10 protein-coding genes are annotated in these 14,042 nt (G+C 72.6%); 7 read left to right on the top strand and 3 right to left on the bottom strand.

Annotated features, from left to right (window positions below; all coding sequences use genetic code 11):
* Positions 1-2: 2 nt before the first annotated feature.
* The 4 genes from HGK34_RS14405 (at position 3) to HGK34_RS14390 (ending at position 4,359) form a co-directional block, all read left to right on the top strand.
* The gene (locus tag HGK34_RS14405) at positions 3-1,283 is read left to right on the top strand and encodes an FAD-dependent oxidoreductase (RefSeq protein WP_201848563.1); all 1,281 of its coding nucleotides are present in this window, start codon (positions 3-5) and stop codon (positions 1,281-1,283) included.
* 68 nt (positions 1,284-1,351) lie between these two features.
* Positions 1,352-2,806: an MFS transporter gene (locus tag HGK34_RS14400; RefSeq protein WP_201848561.1), complete on the top strand. Its 1,455-nt coding sequence runs from the start codon at positions 1,352-1,354 to the stop codon at positions 2,804-2,806.
* Positions 2,807-2,945: 139 nt separating this feature from the next.
* Positions 2,946-3,527, top strand: a complete 582-nt coding sequence (gene sigK / locus HGK34_RS14395; RefSeq protein ID WP_307815965.1) for an ECF RNA polymerase sigma factor SigK — start codon at positions 2,946-2,948, stop codon at positions 3,525-3,527.
* On the top strand, positions 3,520-4,359 hold the full coding sequence (locus tag HGK34_RS14390) for an anti-sigma factor (protein WP_201848559.1): 840 nt from the start codon (positions 3,520-3,522) through the stop codon (positions 4,357-4,359). The genes sigK and HGK34_RS14390 overlap by 8 nt, the downstream gene beginning before the upstream one ends.
* A gap of 112 nt (positions 4,360-4,471) precedes the next feature.
* Here HGK34_RS14390 and HGK34_RS14385 read toward each other — a convergent pair whose 3' ends face one another.
* The gene (locus HGK34_RS14385) at positions 4,472-5,170 is read right to left on the bottom strand and encodes a fasciclin domain-containing protein (RefSeq protein ID WP_201848557.1); all 699 of its coding nucleotides are present in this window, start codon (positions 5,168-5,170) and stop codon (positions 4,472-4,474) included.
* A 159-nt stretch (positions 5,171-5,329) separates the two neighbouring features.
* Here HGK34_RS14385 and HGK34_RS14380 point away from each other — a divergent pair, with 159 nt between their 5' ends.
* A complete protein-coding gene (locus HGK34_RS14380) occupies positions 5,330-7,132 on the top strand; it encodes a cytochrome c biogenesis protein DipZ (protein WP_201848555.1) in 1,803 nt (600 codons plus the stop codon).
* Positions 7,133-7,208: 76 nt separating this feature from the next.
* Here the strand turns inward: HGK34_RS14380 and serA are convergent, their stop codons facing one another.
* Positions 7,209-8,456 (bottom strand): phosphoglycerate dehydrogenase, encoded by a 1,248-nt coding sequence (serA, locus tag HGK34_RS14375; RefSeq protein ID WP_201848552.1) that lies wholly within the window; start codon positions 8,454-8,456, stop codon positions 7,209-7,211.
* An 88-nt stretch (positions 8,457-8,544) separates the two neighbouring features.
* Positions 8,545-10,800, bottom strand: a complete 2,256-nt coding sequence (locus tag HGK34_RS14370; RefSeq protein WP_201848550.1) for a HelD family protein — start codon at positions 10,798-10,800, stop codon at positions 8,545-8,547.
* 163 nt (positions 10,801-10,963) lie between these two features.
* Between HGK34_RS14370 and HGK34_RS14365 the strand changes: the two genes are divergently transcribed.
* Both HGK34_RS14365 and HGK34_RS14360 read left to right on the top strand, forming a co-directional pair.
* Entirely contained in the window at positions 10,964-12,304 is a 1,341-nt protein-coding gene (locus HGK34_RS14365; protein ID WP_201848548.1) for a PP2C family protein-serine/threonine phosphatase, read from the top strand.
* Positions 12,301-13,983 (top strand): sensor histidine kinase, encoded by a 1,683-nt coding sequence (locus HGK34_RS14360; protein ID WP_244666754.1) that lies wholly within the window; start codon positions 12,301-12,303, stop codon positions 13,981-13,983. Before HGK34_RS14365 ends, HGK34_RS14360 begins: the two co-directional genes overlap by 4 nt.
* The last annotated feature ends 59 nt before the right edge of the window (positions 13,984-14,042 follow it).

Here is a 14,042-nt window from a genome sequence, read left to right as displayed (position 1 = left end):
TCGTGCCTGACACATCCCCCCGCATCGCGGTGATCGGAGCCGGCGCCGCCGGCATCGCGGCCGCCTACACCGCCCGCGACCGTGCCGACGTCGTCCTGTTCGAGGCCGGAGGTGACCCGGGCGGCCACGCTGCCTCGTACACGGTCGAGCCCGGCATCGGCGCCGACACCGGGTTCGTGGTCTTCAACAAGCCCAACTACCCCCGGCTGTCCGCCTTCTTCGACGAGCTCGGTGTCGAGACCGTTCCGCACAGCGGCCGGTTCACGTTCTTCGACCGGGCGCGCGACCTGGTCTACGGCTCGCCGGAGCTCGAGGGCGACGAGCCTCCGGCCGACCCGATGCTCGCCGAGATCTTCGCGGAGTCCGCGCGCCTGGCGACCGAGGGGCGCCGGGACTTCATCCGCGGCAAGGCGGACGTGCCGCTGCGCACCTACCTCGACGACCACGGCTACTCCCGGACGTTCCAGGCCGAGTACATCACCCTGCTGGGGACCGCGGTGTGGTCCGCGCCTCCGGACCTGATCTGGGAGATGCCGGCCTCGACGGTGATCGCGTACTTCCTCGCGCACGGCGGCAGCGGCCTCGGTGGCCGCGGCGTCGCCTGGCAGACCGTCCGGGGCGGCTCCCGCCGGTACGTGGACGCGGCGATCACGGCCAGCGGTGCCGAGCTGCGGCTCAAGACCACGGTCGCCTCCGTCGCCCACGACGCCGACGGGGTGCTCGTGACCTGTGCGGACTCCGGTCCGGAACGCTTCGACGGGGTGGTCGTGGCCACGCACGGCGACACCGCCCGCGAGCTGCTGCGCACCCCGTCCGAGGGGCAGCGCCGCGTGCTCGAGGACCTGCGCTACAGCGAGGCGCGCATCGTGCTGCACACGGACACCGACGTCCTGCCCGCCGACCGGGAGCGCTGGTCGAGCTGGAACTACGGCAGCGCGCCAGGGCAGGACGGGCCGCAGCCCTATGTGGCGTGGTATCTCAACGTGCTGCAGGGGTTCGAGTCGGACACCGACTACGTCGTCACGATGAACTATCCCGGACAGATCGCCGCCGACCGGGTGATCGCCGACGTCCGCTACCGGCACCCGATCATCGACCTGGGCCTGCGCCGGCTCCAGCCGGAGATCTACCGGCTCGCCAACACCTCGCAGGTCACGCTGGCGGGGTCGTACTTCCACTCGGCCGACCTCGGCTGGGACGTGATCGGCTCGCACGAGGCGGCGCACGCGTCGGGCGTCCGGGCGATGCGGCATCTCCTGGGGGACCCGCCCTCCGGGAGCTGACCGCGGGAAAGCCGGTCCGGGCATTCCGGAGGGTGTGGCATCCCTGTCGATAGTGATACTATCCTTGCATGGATAGCATCACTATCGACAGGGATGCCGCGCAGGAGGCCCGGAGCTCGGCAGCGCCCCGTGGGCTGGTCTTCGCGTGCATCGTGGCCTCGCTCCCGATGTTCATGGCGGCTCTGGACAACCTCGTGATGACCTTCGCGCTGCCGGTCATCAAGGTCGAGCTCGACGCGTCGGTCGAGCAGCTGCAATGGTTCGTCAACGCCTACACGATCGCGTTCGCGACCCTCATGCTCCCCATGGCGGCGCTGGGCGACCGGCTCGGGCGGCGGCCGGTGTTCTTCGGCGGCGTCCTGCTCTTCACCGCGGCGTCCGTCCTGGCGGCCCTCGCGACGACGCCGGAGATGCTCATCGCCGCGCGGGCGGTCCAGGGCATCGGGGCGGCCGTGATCGTGCCCCTCTCGCTCACCATCGTGTCGTCCGCGGCCTCCGCGCGGGCGCGTCCGATCGCGATCGGCGTCTGGGGCGGCGTGAACGGGCTCGGGATCGCCGTCGGCCCGATCATCGGCGGCGCCGTCGTCGAGGGCGTCGAGTGGCCGGGCATCTTCTGGCTCAACGTGCCGATCGGCCTGCTCACCCTGGTCCTCCTCCCGTTCGCGGTGCCGGCCTCCTGGGGGCGCAGGCTGCCGTTCGACGTGTTCGGGTCCCTGCTGGCGGTCGTCTTCGTGCTTCCGCTGGTCTGGGCCATCGTGGAGGGTGAGGACCGGGGCTGGTCCGACGGCCTCGTCGTCGGCGCCTTCGGCCTGGCGGCGGCCGCGCTCGCCGCGTTCCTGCTGTGGGAGCACCGCAGCCCGGCGGCGTTCCTCCCGCTGGGGTTCTTCCGCGAGCGGGCGTTCGCGCTCTCGAACCTCGCCGGCCTGCTCTTCTCCGCGGGAGTGTTCGGTGCGATCTTCCTGCTCAGCCAGTTCCTTCAGGTGAGCATGGGGTACGGGGCGCTGGAGGCGGGCTGGCGGGCGGCACCGTGGACCCTGGCGCCGATGGTCGTCGCCCCGCTGAGCGGCTTCGTCGTGCGCAAGGTCGGGGTCGGCCCGGTGATCGTGGTGGGCCTGGCGCTTCAGGCCGGTGCGATCGCGTGGATCGTCGCGGTCACGGAGGCCGTCACCGAGTACGGGGACGTCGTCGTGCCGATGGCCCTGGCCGGGATCGGTATGGGACTCACGCTCGCGCCGCTCGCGAACGCGGTGCTCGTGGGCCGGGCCGAGATCGAGCACGGTATCGCCGCGAGCGTCAACAGCACGCTGCGCGAACTGGGTATCGCGATCGGTATCGCCCTGGTGACCGCCATCTTCGTGCGCGAGGGCGACTACCTGCCGGGCCAGCCCTTCGTGGACGGCATGACGCCGGCGCTCGTCGTGTGCGTCGTCATCACCGGGGCCGCGGTGCTCGCCGCCCTCGGCCTGCCCGGGCGCCGTGCGTCGGAGGCCGGGACGGGGGCCGGCCGGTCGGCGGGGGCGTGACGCCGGGACAAGGGGATCATTGCCCCTTCCGGGGTCCCCGGTGGGCCGTTCGTGACGGAGGTCACCCATCCGGAACGGGCTCGACGCCGAACCTCGTGTGCGAACCCGAACGGAGGTGCTCGTGGGGCAGACTGGGGTGGTGGCTTCACCACCCGTCCGGACCTCGTTGCCCGATGCAGCCGACGCGTTGCTCACCGCATGCGCCGGAGGTGACCCCGCATCGTTCACCCCGGTGTACGACGCGCTGGGGCCGGTAGCCTACGGCACGTCGCTCGGCGTCCTGCGCGACCCCGACCACGCGGCGGAAGTGACCCAGGAGGTGATGGTGGAGGTGTGGCAGACGGCAGCACGCTTCGACGCCCGGCGCGGCTCCGCCCGGACCTGGGTGTCCACGCTCGCGCGGCGGCGCGCGGTGGACCGGGTCCGGTCCGAGCAGGCGCGGCGCGAGCGCGATCAGCGCGACACCGACCTGCGCACCGGTGAGCCGGTGCGCGACGTCGTGGCCGAGGACGTGGAGCGGCGACTCGAGGGCTCCGCCGTGCGGCGCTGCATCGACGGCCTCACCCCCACGCAGCGCGAGGCGGTCGTCGTCGCCTACTACGGCGGCCTCACCTACCGGGAGGTCGCCGAACAGCTCGGCGCCGCCCTGCCCACCGTGAAGAGCCGCATCCGCGACGGGCTCAACCGGCTGCGCGACTGCCTGGGGGTGCGACGTGGCTGACGAGACCACCCCGCACGCCCAGGCGCAGCGGCCCGATGCCTGGGACCTGCTGCCGGGCTACGCGCTGGAAGCCCTCGACGAGTCCGAACGTCACGAGGTGGAGCGGCTGCTCGAGTCCGACGGCGCCGCGCGTCGTGCGCTCGACGAGTACCGCGACGTCGTGGCGTCGTTCACGGTGGAGGCGCAGCCTCCCGCCCACGTGCGGGCGAACGTCCTGGAGCGCGTGCGGAGCGCGCCGCAGGCCGGTCTTCCCGACGCGCCCCCTGCCCAGGAGGCCGGTGGGTCGCGGCAGCGCCCGACCGGCCCGGCGTCGCCGGCCGCGAGGCCCGACGGCGTGCCGGAGCCGGGCGGTCAGGGCGTCGTCGATCTCGCCGCCCGTCGTCGTCGGCGGCGCGGATGGGGCGTCGCTGCGGCGTCGGTCGCGGCGGCGGCCGCGTTCGCCGTCCCGACGACGATCGCCGTTCAGCTGGCCGCCGAGCGGGACCGGCTGCAGGACCAGGTCCAGACGGTGTCCGAGATGCTGTCCGACCCCGGCGCCTCGATCCTGCGCTCCCCGGTCGAGGGCGGCGGCGAGGCCTCGGTGCTGGTCGCAGGGGACGACATGTACTTCCGTGCCGACGGGCTGCCCGCGCCGGACCCGGGACGCGCCTACCAGCTCTGGGTGGTCCAGGCCGACGGCAGCGTCTCGTCCGCGGGTGTGCTCACCGTGCGCGGCGGCGAGGCCATGTCGCTGGTGCGCGGGAGCGGCGGAGTCGGCATGGCCGTGTCGGTCGAGCCCGAGCAGGGCTCGGAGCAGCCCACCACCACGCCGATCGTCGTTCTCGGCGCCTGAGGGCGGTTCCGGCCGCACGCACGGGAGCGCCCGTCCGGGACCGGACGGGCGCTCCCGTGCTCCTGGCACCGCGGCCGCACGTATCAGGCCGGGTGGCGTCGCGGACGACGGGTCACGACGACGGCAGCAGCACCGAGTCGATCAGGTAGACGGTCGCGTTCTGCGTCATGACGCCGCCGCAGATCACGTTGGCGTCGTTCACCTTGAGGTCGTCGCCGCTGCCGGTCACCTCGACCGTCTCGCCCTCGACCGTGGTCTGCTCACCGACCACCTGGTCGGGCGTGAGCTGGCCGGGCACCACGTGGTACGTGAGGATCTGGGTGAGCATGTCGGAGTCGGTGGACAGGGTGTCCATCGTGTCCGCGTCGATCGCCTCGAAGGCGTCGTCGACCGGGGCGAACACCGTGAACTCGTCGCCGTTGAGGGTGTCGACCAGGTCGACGTCCGGGTTCACCTGGCCGCTCACGGCCGCGACCAGGGTGGTCAGCAACGGGTTGTTCGACGCCGCGACGGCCACGGGGTCGGTCGACATGCCGGTGATGGAGCCGGCGCCGTCGGGCACCTGCTCGGCGTAGCCGGCGCAGCCCGGGCCCACGAGGTTGGCCGCCGGATCGGCCATGTCGTCCGCCGAGTCGTCGGCCATGTCATCGCCCATGTCGTCGTCCATGCTCTCGTCCGTCGCCGACTCCTCGGAGGCGGCGGTGTCCTCGGACTCGTCCGCGCCGTCGGCGGAACTGCAGGCCGCCAGACCGAGCACGGACACGAGGGCCAGGCCGACCGCTGCGCGGGAGGTTCGGGTGCGAGCATTCATGGTTCTCTCCTCGGTGTCGTCGCCCCGCGGGTCACGGGGCGTCTCGAGGCTGGTTCGGAGCGGTCGCCCGACCGGATGGGGGCGGTTCCCGAGAAGTTCTCGGGCCGTCGCCGGCGGTGGTCCACCCATCCGGATCGACCGTGTCGCCGAACCACAGCCATGGGAACCCTCATCGTCATCGGCCTTCTCGGAGGCCTGATCACCGGAATATCCCCCTGCATCCTGCCGATGCTGCCCGCGGTGTTCTTCGCGGGCGGGGTGCAGGGAGCGCGGACGCCCCGCCCGCAGGACCCGGCCGCCCGGCCCGGTGCCGGTGGTGCCGTCGCCGCCCGGCCGGCGACCCTCGCACCCGAGCGCCGCTCGTGGCGGCCCTACCTCGTCATCGCAGGCCTCGTGCTCAGCTTCAGCGTCTTCACCCTGCTCGGCTCCCTGCTGCTGTCAGCTCTCGGGTTGCCGCAGGATCTGCTGCGCTGGGCCGGGATCGTGCTGCTGGTCCTGCTGGGCGTGGCGATGATCGTGCCCCGGTTCGAGGAGATCGTCGAGCGGCCGTTCCAGCGCATCGCGGCGTTCGGCGCCGAACGGGGCGCTGCCCGCCAGGACCGTGGCGCCTTCGCGCTGGGTCTGGGACTCGGCGTCCTGTACGTGCCGTGTGCCGGTCCGGTGCTGGCCGCGGTCACGGTGGCGGGAGCGACCGGGAACATCGGCGGGGAGACCGTCGCGCTGACGCTCTCGTTCGCCGTCGGCGCCGCCTTCCCGCTGCTGCTCTTCGCTCTCGCCGGGCGGCGGATCGCCGAGCGCGTCCGTGCCTTCCAGCGGCACACCAAGGCCGTCAGGACGACGGGCGGCGTCATCGTGATCCTGCTGGCCGTCGCCCTCGCCCTGGACGTTCCCGCGGCGATCCAGCGCACCCTCCCGGACTACACGGCCACCCTGCAGGAACGCATCGACTCCTCCGACACCGCGCGCCAGGCGCTCGACCTCGGCGGCCTGGTCACCGACGAGAACCGCGAGCTGGACAACTGCACGAACGGCGCCCCGGTCCTCGAGGACTGCGGTGCGGCCCCCGAGATCCGAGGCATCGACCGGTGGCTCAACACTCCCGGCGGCGAGGCCCTGAGCCTGGGCGACCTGCGCGGCCAGGTGGTGCTCGTGGACTTCTGGACCTACTCGTGCATCAACTGCCAGCGCGCCATCCCGCACGTGCGGGCGTGGTACGACCGGTACCGCGACGTCGGTGACGGGTTCGAGGTGATCGGCGTGCACACGCCCGAGTTCGCGTTCGAGCGCGAGACCCGCAACGTGATCGACGGCGCCCGGGACCTCGGCGTCACCTATCCGATCGCGCAGGACAACGCGTATGCGACCTGGACCGCCTACCGCAACCGGTACTGGCCGGCGCAGTACCTGATCGACGCGGACGGCACCGTCCGTCACATCCGGCTGGGGGAGGGTGGCTACGAGGAGACCGAGAAGCTCGTCCGCCTGCTGCTGCGGGACGCGAACCCGGGTGTCGACCTGCCGGCGGCCACCAGCGTCCAGGACGCGACACCCGCCGACGGGATCACCCCGGAGACCTACTTCTCCGTCAAGCGCGTCCACAACTACGCCGGGGAGCCCGGCTACGCGGCGGGGCGTGCGGACTACGTGCTCGCGGACAGGCAGCCACCGGACACGTTCTCGCTGGGTGGCACCTGGGAGGTGGACTTCCAGGGGGCCCGGGCGGTGTCCGACGACGCCCGGGTGCGCCTCGCCTACCGCTCGTCCGGCGTCTTCGTCGTGCTCGGCGGGAAGGGGACCGTGGAGGCCACGGTGACCGCGGGCGGTCGCGAGCAGACGCGCGCCGTCGACGTCTCGGGCAACCCTCGCCTCTACCCCGTCGTGGAGGGCGGCGAGCTCTCCGAGGGTGTCGTCGAGCTCGATGTGCCCGCCGGCGTGCAGGTCTTCACGATGACGTTCGGCTGACCGGGACCGGCCGGTCGCGTGCCGGCCGGCCCACGGCGGGTGCCGGCCGGCCCCCGACGGCAGGTGCCGCGGCAGGTCACTGACGCGGTCGCGCCGCCGGTCCCGGCGGGAACTCCGGACGCTCGAACTGGTCGTTGATGCGCAGGCGCACGGTCGTGTCCATCGCCATGAGCTTCTTGGACGCCCCGCGGTGGGTGACGTCGGAGATGTCGGTGACCACGTAGCCGAGGTCGCCGTGCGTGGCGAGCATCTGGCCCTCGATGTTCGCGCCGTGGTCGGCGAAGATCTGGTTGACCTGGGCCAGCACCCCGGGCACGTTCCGGTGCAGCAGCGCGATGCGCCCGGTCCCGGTGTGTTCGAGCTGCAGGGCCGGGACGTTGACCGAGAGCATCGTGGAGCCCGTGGTCACGTAGTCGCGCAGCTTCTTCGACACGAACTGCCCGATCGCCTCCTGCGCCTCCTCGGTCGAGCCGCCGACGTGCGGCGTGAGGATGACGTTCGGCAGGCCGCGCAGCACCGAGTCGAAGTGGTCGCCCGACTTCTTGGGCTCGGAGGGGAACACGTCGATCGCCGCGCCCGCGAGATGCCCCGAGATGATGCCGGCCCGCAGCGCCTCGACGTCGACCACGAAACCCCGCGAGAGGTTCAGGAAGATCGCGCCCGGCTTCATGGCCGCGAAGTGATCGGCGCCGAACATGCCGGCGTTCCCGGAGCGGCCGTCCACGTGCAGGGTGACGATGTCGGAGACCGCGAGCAGCTCCTCCAGCGACTCCGCGCGCCGGGCGTTGCCCAGGGCCAGCTTCTCCGTCAGGTCGTAGAAGACGACGGACATGCCCAGGTTCTCCGCGAGCACGGACAGCTGCGAGCCGATGTTCCCGTAGCCGACGATGCCGAGCGTGCGCCCGCGCACCTCGTGCGATCCGGTGGCGGACTTCTCCCAGACACCCGCGTGCAGCGCCTTGTCGCGCTCGGGCAGCCGGCGCGTGAGCCCGATGATCTCCGCGATCGCGAGCTCGACCACCGAGCGCGTGTTCGAGAACGGTGCGTTGAACGCCGCGATGCCGCGGTGCGCGGCAGCGGTCAGGTCGATCTGGTTGGTCCCGATGCTGAACGCGCCGACGGCGAGGAGGGAGTCGGTGGAGGCCAGCACCTTCTCGGTCACCTGGGTCTTGGACCGGATGCCGAGCAGGTGGACGCCGTCGAGGGCGGCGATCAGCTCGTCCTCGTCCAGGGCGCCCTTGCGGGTGTCCACCTCGAAGCCTGCGGCCTCGAGGTTCGTCGCGGCGCCAGGGTGGATGTTCTCGAGCAGAAGGGCACGGTGCACGAGGTCATCGTGCTCCGGGCCCGGGACGTGAGACAAACGCGTTCCGTGATCCGGACGGCCCCCTTCCGGGGGCCGCGAGCCGCGCGCACTATGCGGTGAAACCCTCCGGCAGATCCTCGGTGTGGACGACGACGAGGCGCTGGGTGGGCCGGGTCATCGAGACGTACAGGTCGCTCAGGGCGCCCGGCCCCGCGGCGATCCCGGCCGGCTCGACCAGGACGACGGCGTCGAACTCCAGGCCCTTGGTCTCGCGCGGGCCGAGGACCGTGACCTGGCGGTCCTCCGGCCGCTGGGCGCCGATACGCTCGGCCTCCGCCTCCCCGAGCGCTGCCGGCAGGGCGCGGTCCACCGCTCCGGCGAGAACCGGGACCTGGTGCGCCGGGGCGATCACGGCGACGCGGCCGGCCTCCGGTTCGACGAACTCCTTGGCGAGCGTCGCGGCCTCGTGCGCCACGGCGGCCACCGAGACCTCGCCGCCGTCCACCCGGACGACGGCCAGCGCGTCGTCCACGTCCCGCGCGGCGACCAGGTCGCTGACCGGGAGGCCTCCCGCGCGGGCGACACGCTGGGCTGTGTCGGCCACGGTCGCCGGGGTGCGGTAGGACACGGTGAGCTCGGTGAGCCGCCAGTTCTCCCGCAGCAGGGGAGTGAGCATGGCGGACCAGTCACGGGCGCCGGCGGGGGAGGAGGTCTGCGCGACGTCACCGACGACCGTCATCGACCGGGTGGGCACCCGGCGTACCAGGGCATGCCACGCCATCGGCGACAGCTCCTGGGCCTCGTCCACCACGACGTGGCCGAACGTCCAGCGGCGGTCGGCGGCCGCGCGCTCCGCGGTCGTGAGGGACGGCCCCGTCGAGGCGAACCGCGCGGCCAGCGTCTCGGCATCGACCTGGATCATCGTGTCCGCCGCACCGGACGCGAGCACGTTGCGGGCGTGCTCCAGGGCCTCCGCCTCGGCGGCCGCCGCCTGGGCCGCCTCCGCCCGGGCCAGGGCGTCGTCCTCGCCGAGCAGCTCGTACGCCTCGTCGAGCAGGGGGACGTCGGACTCGGTCCAGACGCTGCCCGGAGCGCGCCGCAGGAGCGCGCGCTCCGCGTCGTTCAGCTCGGGTGCCGCCTCGGCGAGGCGGTGCGGCTTCGCGTACAGGTCCTCCAGCAGCTTCTGGGGCGTGATCGGGAACCAGGCCAGGTTCAGCGCCACCCGCACCTCACGGTGCGCGCGCAGCTCCTCGATCAGGCCCGTCCGGTCCTCGGCGGCGAGCCGGGCGCCGTCGACGTCGGTCACCTGGTCGGCCAGGCGGCCGAGCATGTCCTTGACGAACGTGGTGCGGGCTTCGTTGTGCGGCTTGTGCGACCGCCGTGCCCGAGCGATCGCGTCCCGCACGTCGCGGCGGCGGATCTCGTAGTCGTGGCCCTCCACCCGGACCGGGAGGTCGGCGGCCGGCACCCGTTCCCGCGCGCGCACGGCGCGGCGGATCACCCGCCGCCACAGCCCGCGCCCCTTGACGTGCGCGACGAACGGCTCGTCGGTCCCGGACGCCTCGACACCCGGGATGAGCTCGGCGATCGTCGTGGCCACGACCCCCGTCTCGCCGAGGGACGGCAGCACCTGGTCGATGTACCGCAGGAACGCGCGGTTCGGCCCGACGAGCAGCACGCCCGACCGCTCCAGGAGCCGGCGGTGCGCGTACAGCAGGTAGGCCGCGCGGTGGAGAGCCACGGCGGTCTTGCCCGTTCCCGGGCCGCCCTGCACCACCAGCGTGCCCGTCAGCTCCGACCGGATGATCCGGTCCTGCTCGGACTGGATGGTCGCGACGATGTCGGTCATCCGCCCGGTGCGCCCGGCCGCCATCGAGGCCAGCAGCGCGCCCTCGCCCGACAGGGAGCTCGCCTCGATCTCCGAGTCCAGGTCCAGGACCTCGTCCTCGATCCCGGTCACGGACCGGCCCTTGGTCACCAGGTGCCGCCGCCGCACCACGTCCGCCGGATGCAGTGCCGTGGCGCGGTAGAAGGCCTCGGCGGCCGGTGCCCGCCAGTCGGTCAGGATCCCGCGGTGCTCGGCGTCGTTCAGCCCGATCCGGCCGACGTAACGGACCTCGTCGCCCGCCAGGTCGAGCCGGCCGAACGCGAGCCGCTCCTCCACGGCGTCGAGCTGCGCGGCACGGTCCTCGTACAGGGTGGCGAACGCGTCGCGCTCGCTGCGGTTCTGGTGCGTGCCGACGGCGCCCTGCAGGCGTACGTCGCGCAGCCTGCCGCGCGTGGCCTCGCGCAGCTCGTCAAGGCGGGCATACAGGACGTCGACCACGGCCTGCTCGTGGTTCAACTCGTTCCCGATACCTGTCACGCGTGACCTCCGTGATCTTGGCCGGACCGTTGCTCGGTCTGGGGCCCTGAGATGTTCGGTCGTGAAAGACCGGCCAAACATTATCCCCCGAAGGTCAAGAGGTTCGCGGCCTTCACACGCGGGGCGCTGACAGGGGGCCGTATCCCTGCGTAGGATCGCGGCCATGGACCGGGTCGGCGCACCACCGCGTGACGGTGCGTCGGGCGATGCTCCGCCCCCGCCCGGACCACCCGAGACCCTCACGATCCTGCTGGTCGAGGACGACGACGCCGACGCGCTCCTCGTGACCGAGCTGCTCTCCCGCGCCGGCGTGCTCGCCGACATGCACAGGGCGCGGCGCGTCACGGAGGCGCTGTCCATCCTCGACGACATCCGCGTCGACTGCCTCCTGCTGGACCTGGGCCTGCCCGACGCCGTCGGCCTGGGAGCCCTGGAGACCGTGGTCGCGCATGTGGAGGCTCTGTCCGTGCCGCCCGCCGTGGTCGTCCTGACCGGCGACACCGCCATCACGGCCGGCACCTGGGCGGTGGCGTCCGGCGCCGACGACTACCTCGTCAAGGGCGAGGTCGACGGCGACCGGCTGGGCCGGGCGCTGCGCTACGCCATCCTGCGCCGGCGCTCGGCGGCCCAGCAGCTCGCGCTGTATCGCAGCGAGGTCCGTGCCGCCGAGACGATGCGCCTGGAACGCGCGCTGCTGCCCGAGGCCGTGGTGCGCGACGACCGGATCTCGCTCATGGTCGGCTACCTGCCCGGTGGGAGCGGCCTGCTCGGCGGTGACTTCTTCGACACCGTCGAGCGCCCCGACGGGACGCTGATGATCGTCGTCGGGGATGTCGCCGGGCACGGTCCGGACGAGGCCGCCCTCGGTGCGTCGATGCGCACGGCATGGCGCACTCTGGTGCTCTCCGGTGCCGACCCCGGCGAGATCCTGCCCCTCATGGAGCGGGTGCTCCTGCCGGAGCGGCACGGCCCGGAGGTGTTCGTCACGATCTGCCAGGTGGTGGTGACGCCAGGACGGGACGCCATGGACGTGTACCTGGCCGGGCACATGTCGCCGCTGCTCGCGACCCGCACCGGTGACGGCGACGGCGTGGAGTGCACCCAGGTGACCGTCTCCACGCGTGGCCGTGCCCTCGGCATCCCGGCGCGGGGAGGCTGGGAGCCGTCCCGTGTCGAGCTACCCGGGTCGTGGACCGTCGTGCTGTTCACCGACGGTCTCGTCGAGGCCAAGGTCACCGGAACCGACGGTTCCACCGCACCCGACGCGCACGACCGGCCCCCGCGCCTGGGTGTGTCCGGCCTGCGCTCCGTGGTGGCCTCGGAGCTTGCCAGGGGCAGCCACGACGTCGTCCCCCGCGTGCTGCGGCGGGTGCGGACCCTGCACGGCGGACCGCTTGCCGACGACGCGGCGCTCCTTCTCGCGGGGTGGGACACCGACGCGGACGCGGGTCCGGCCGAGCGCACCTCCACGCTCGCCGACTCCACCGAGTGGGGCCGCGCATGACCGTGCTGCCGGAGCCCTGGGAGAGGCCTCTCGCCCAGGTGTCGATGCGGCGCAGGCTGGCACGGCTCCAGGGCTCGGTGGCCGCCGCCATCGTGCTGGCGCTGATCGTCGCGCTGCTCGCCTGGTCGCAGGCGACGCAGGCGAGCAAGCTCGTCGAGGGTGCCTACTTCGACGCGCTGTCGGACGGCGAGCAGGCGCGGCTGGCCCTCGTGGACGCCGAGCCGTCGGTCCGCTCCTACGTCGCCACGTGCGCGCCGGAGGTGCTCCAGCCGTACCGCCGGATCGCCGCGGACCCGGATCTGCTCGGGCTGGACGTCGACCAGCAGATCCTGGACGTCCGCCCGGAGGTGGAACAGGCTCGTCAGCGCGCCATCGCCTCGACGAACGCCTGGCTGGAGGACTTCGCGCGCCCGACCGTGGCGGCGATCGACGAGGCACGCGTCGCGATGCTCGCCCGCCGGGACGGCAGTGACGAGGCCCGGCAGGAGTGCGCCGCGGAGGGGCAGCAGATGGCTCCGCCCGTCGGCGACGGACTCCGGAGCGTCGCCCAGGCGCGCGAGGACGTGGGGGCCTACCTCGACGTGCTGGGCGCGGCCAGGTCGGCGACGCTGGCCGAGCGGCAGGCGTGGGACGCGGTGCTGGTCGGCGCGATCGTCACCCTCGCGCTGGTGGTCGTGCTGCTGGGGACGCTGATGTGGCTGGCCCTCGAGTCGTGGGTGATCAAGCCGGCGGCCACTCTCACCAAGGCCGTGCGCACCGTGGCCTCGGGATCGATCGAGACCGAGATCAGGCCCGTGGGGGCGGGCGAGATCATGTCGCTGTCGCTGCACGTGGAGCGGATGCGCCGCGAGTTGCTGCACCACATGGAGGACATGCGACTGGCCCAGCAGGAGGTCGAGAACGCGCACGTGATGCTCACGGACCAGGCGCGCGAGCTGGAGCGCAGCAACCGGGACCTGGAGCACTTCGCGTACGTCGCCTCGCACGACCTCCAGGAGCCGCTGCGGAAGGTGGCGGGATTCAGCCAGATGCTCCAGCAGCGTTACGGCGACTCCCTCGACGACAGGGCCCACCAGTACATCGAGTTCGCCGTCGACGGCGCCAAGCGGATGCAGGAGCTCATCAAGGACCTGCTGAGCTTCTCCCGTGTGGGCAGGTCGGGGGAGGAGCACGCCACGGTCGACCTCGACGAGGTGCTGAGCCAGGTGGAGGCGGACCTGTCGGAGCGGATCGCCGAGGCCGGGGCGACGATCACCCACGACCCGCTGCCGACCGTGCGCGGCGAGCCGCGGCTGCTGCACCAGGTGGCGGCGAACCTGCTGTCGAACGCGCTGAAGTTCCGCTCACCGGAGCGGGACGCGACGGTGCACCTGGAGGTTCGTTCGATGCGCACGGCGTGGGAGATCTCGGTGGTGGACAACGGGATCGGCATCGAACCGCAGTACGCGGACCGTGTCTTCGTCATCTTCCAGCGGCTGCACCCGCGGACCGAGTACTCGGGCACGGGCATCGGGCTCGCACTCGTCAAGCGCATCGTGGAACACCACGGCGGCCACATCTGGATCGAGCCGACCCAGGGCGGCGGCACGACCGTCCGGTTCACTCTTGCCCGAACCGTGACCTCCGGTGGAGGGCGGCGCACATCGACCGAACGGGCGCAGTCCACTACTCTCGGATGAATCGCGCCGGTCACGGACCGTGAACGGGGCGACGGTCACGAATGCCGGCGTTCGGGGAG

It is taken from the genome of Myceligenerans indicum, assembly GCF_016742955.1.
GTDB classification, from domain to species: domain Bacteria; phylum Actinomycetota; class Actinomycetes; order Actinomycetales; family Cellulomonadaceae; genus Myceligenerans; species Myceligenerans indicum.
This window is presented reverse-complemented; position numbering and strand designations above follow the sequence as displayed.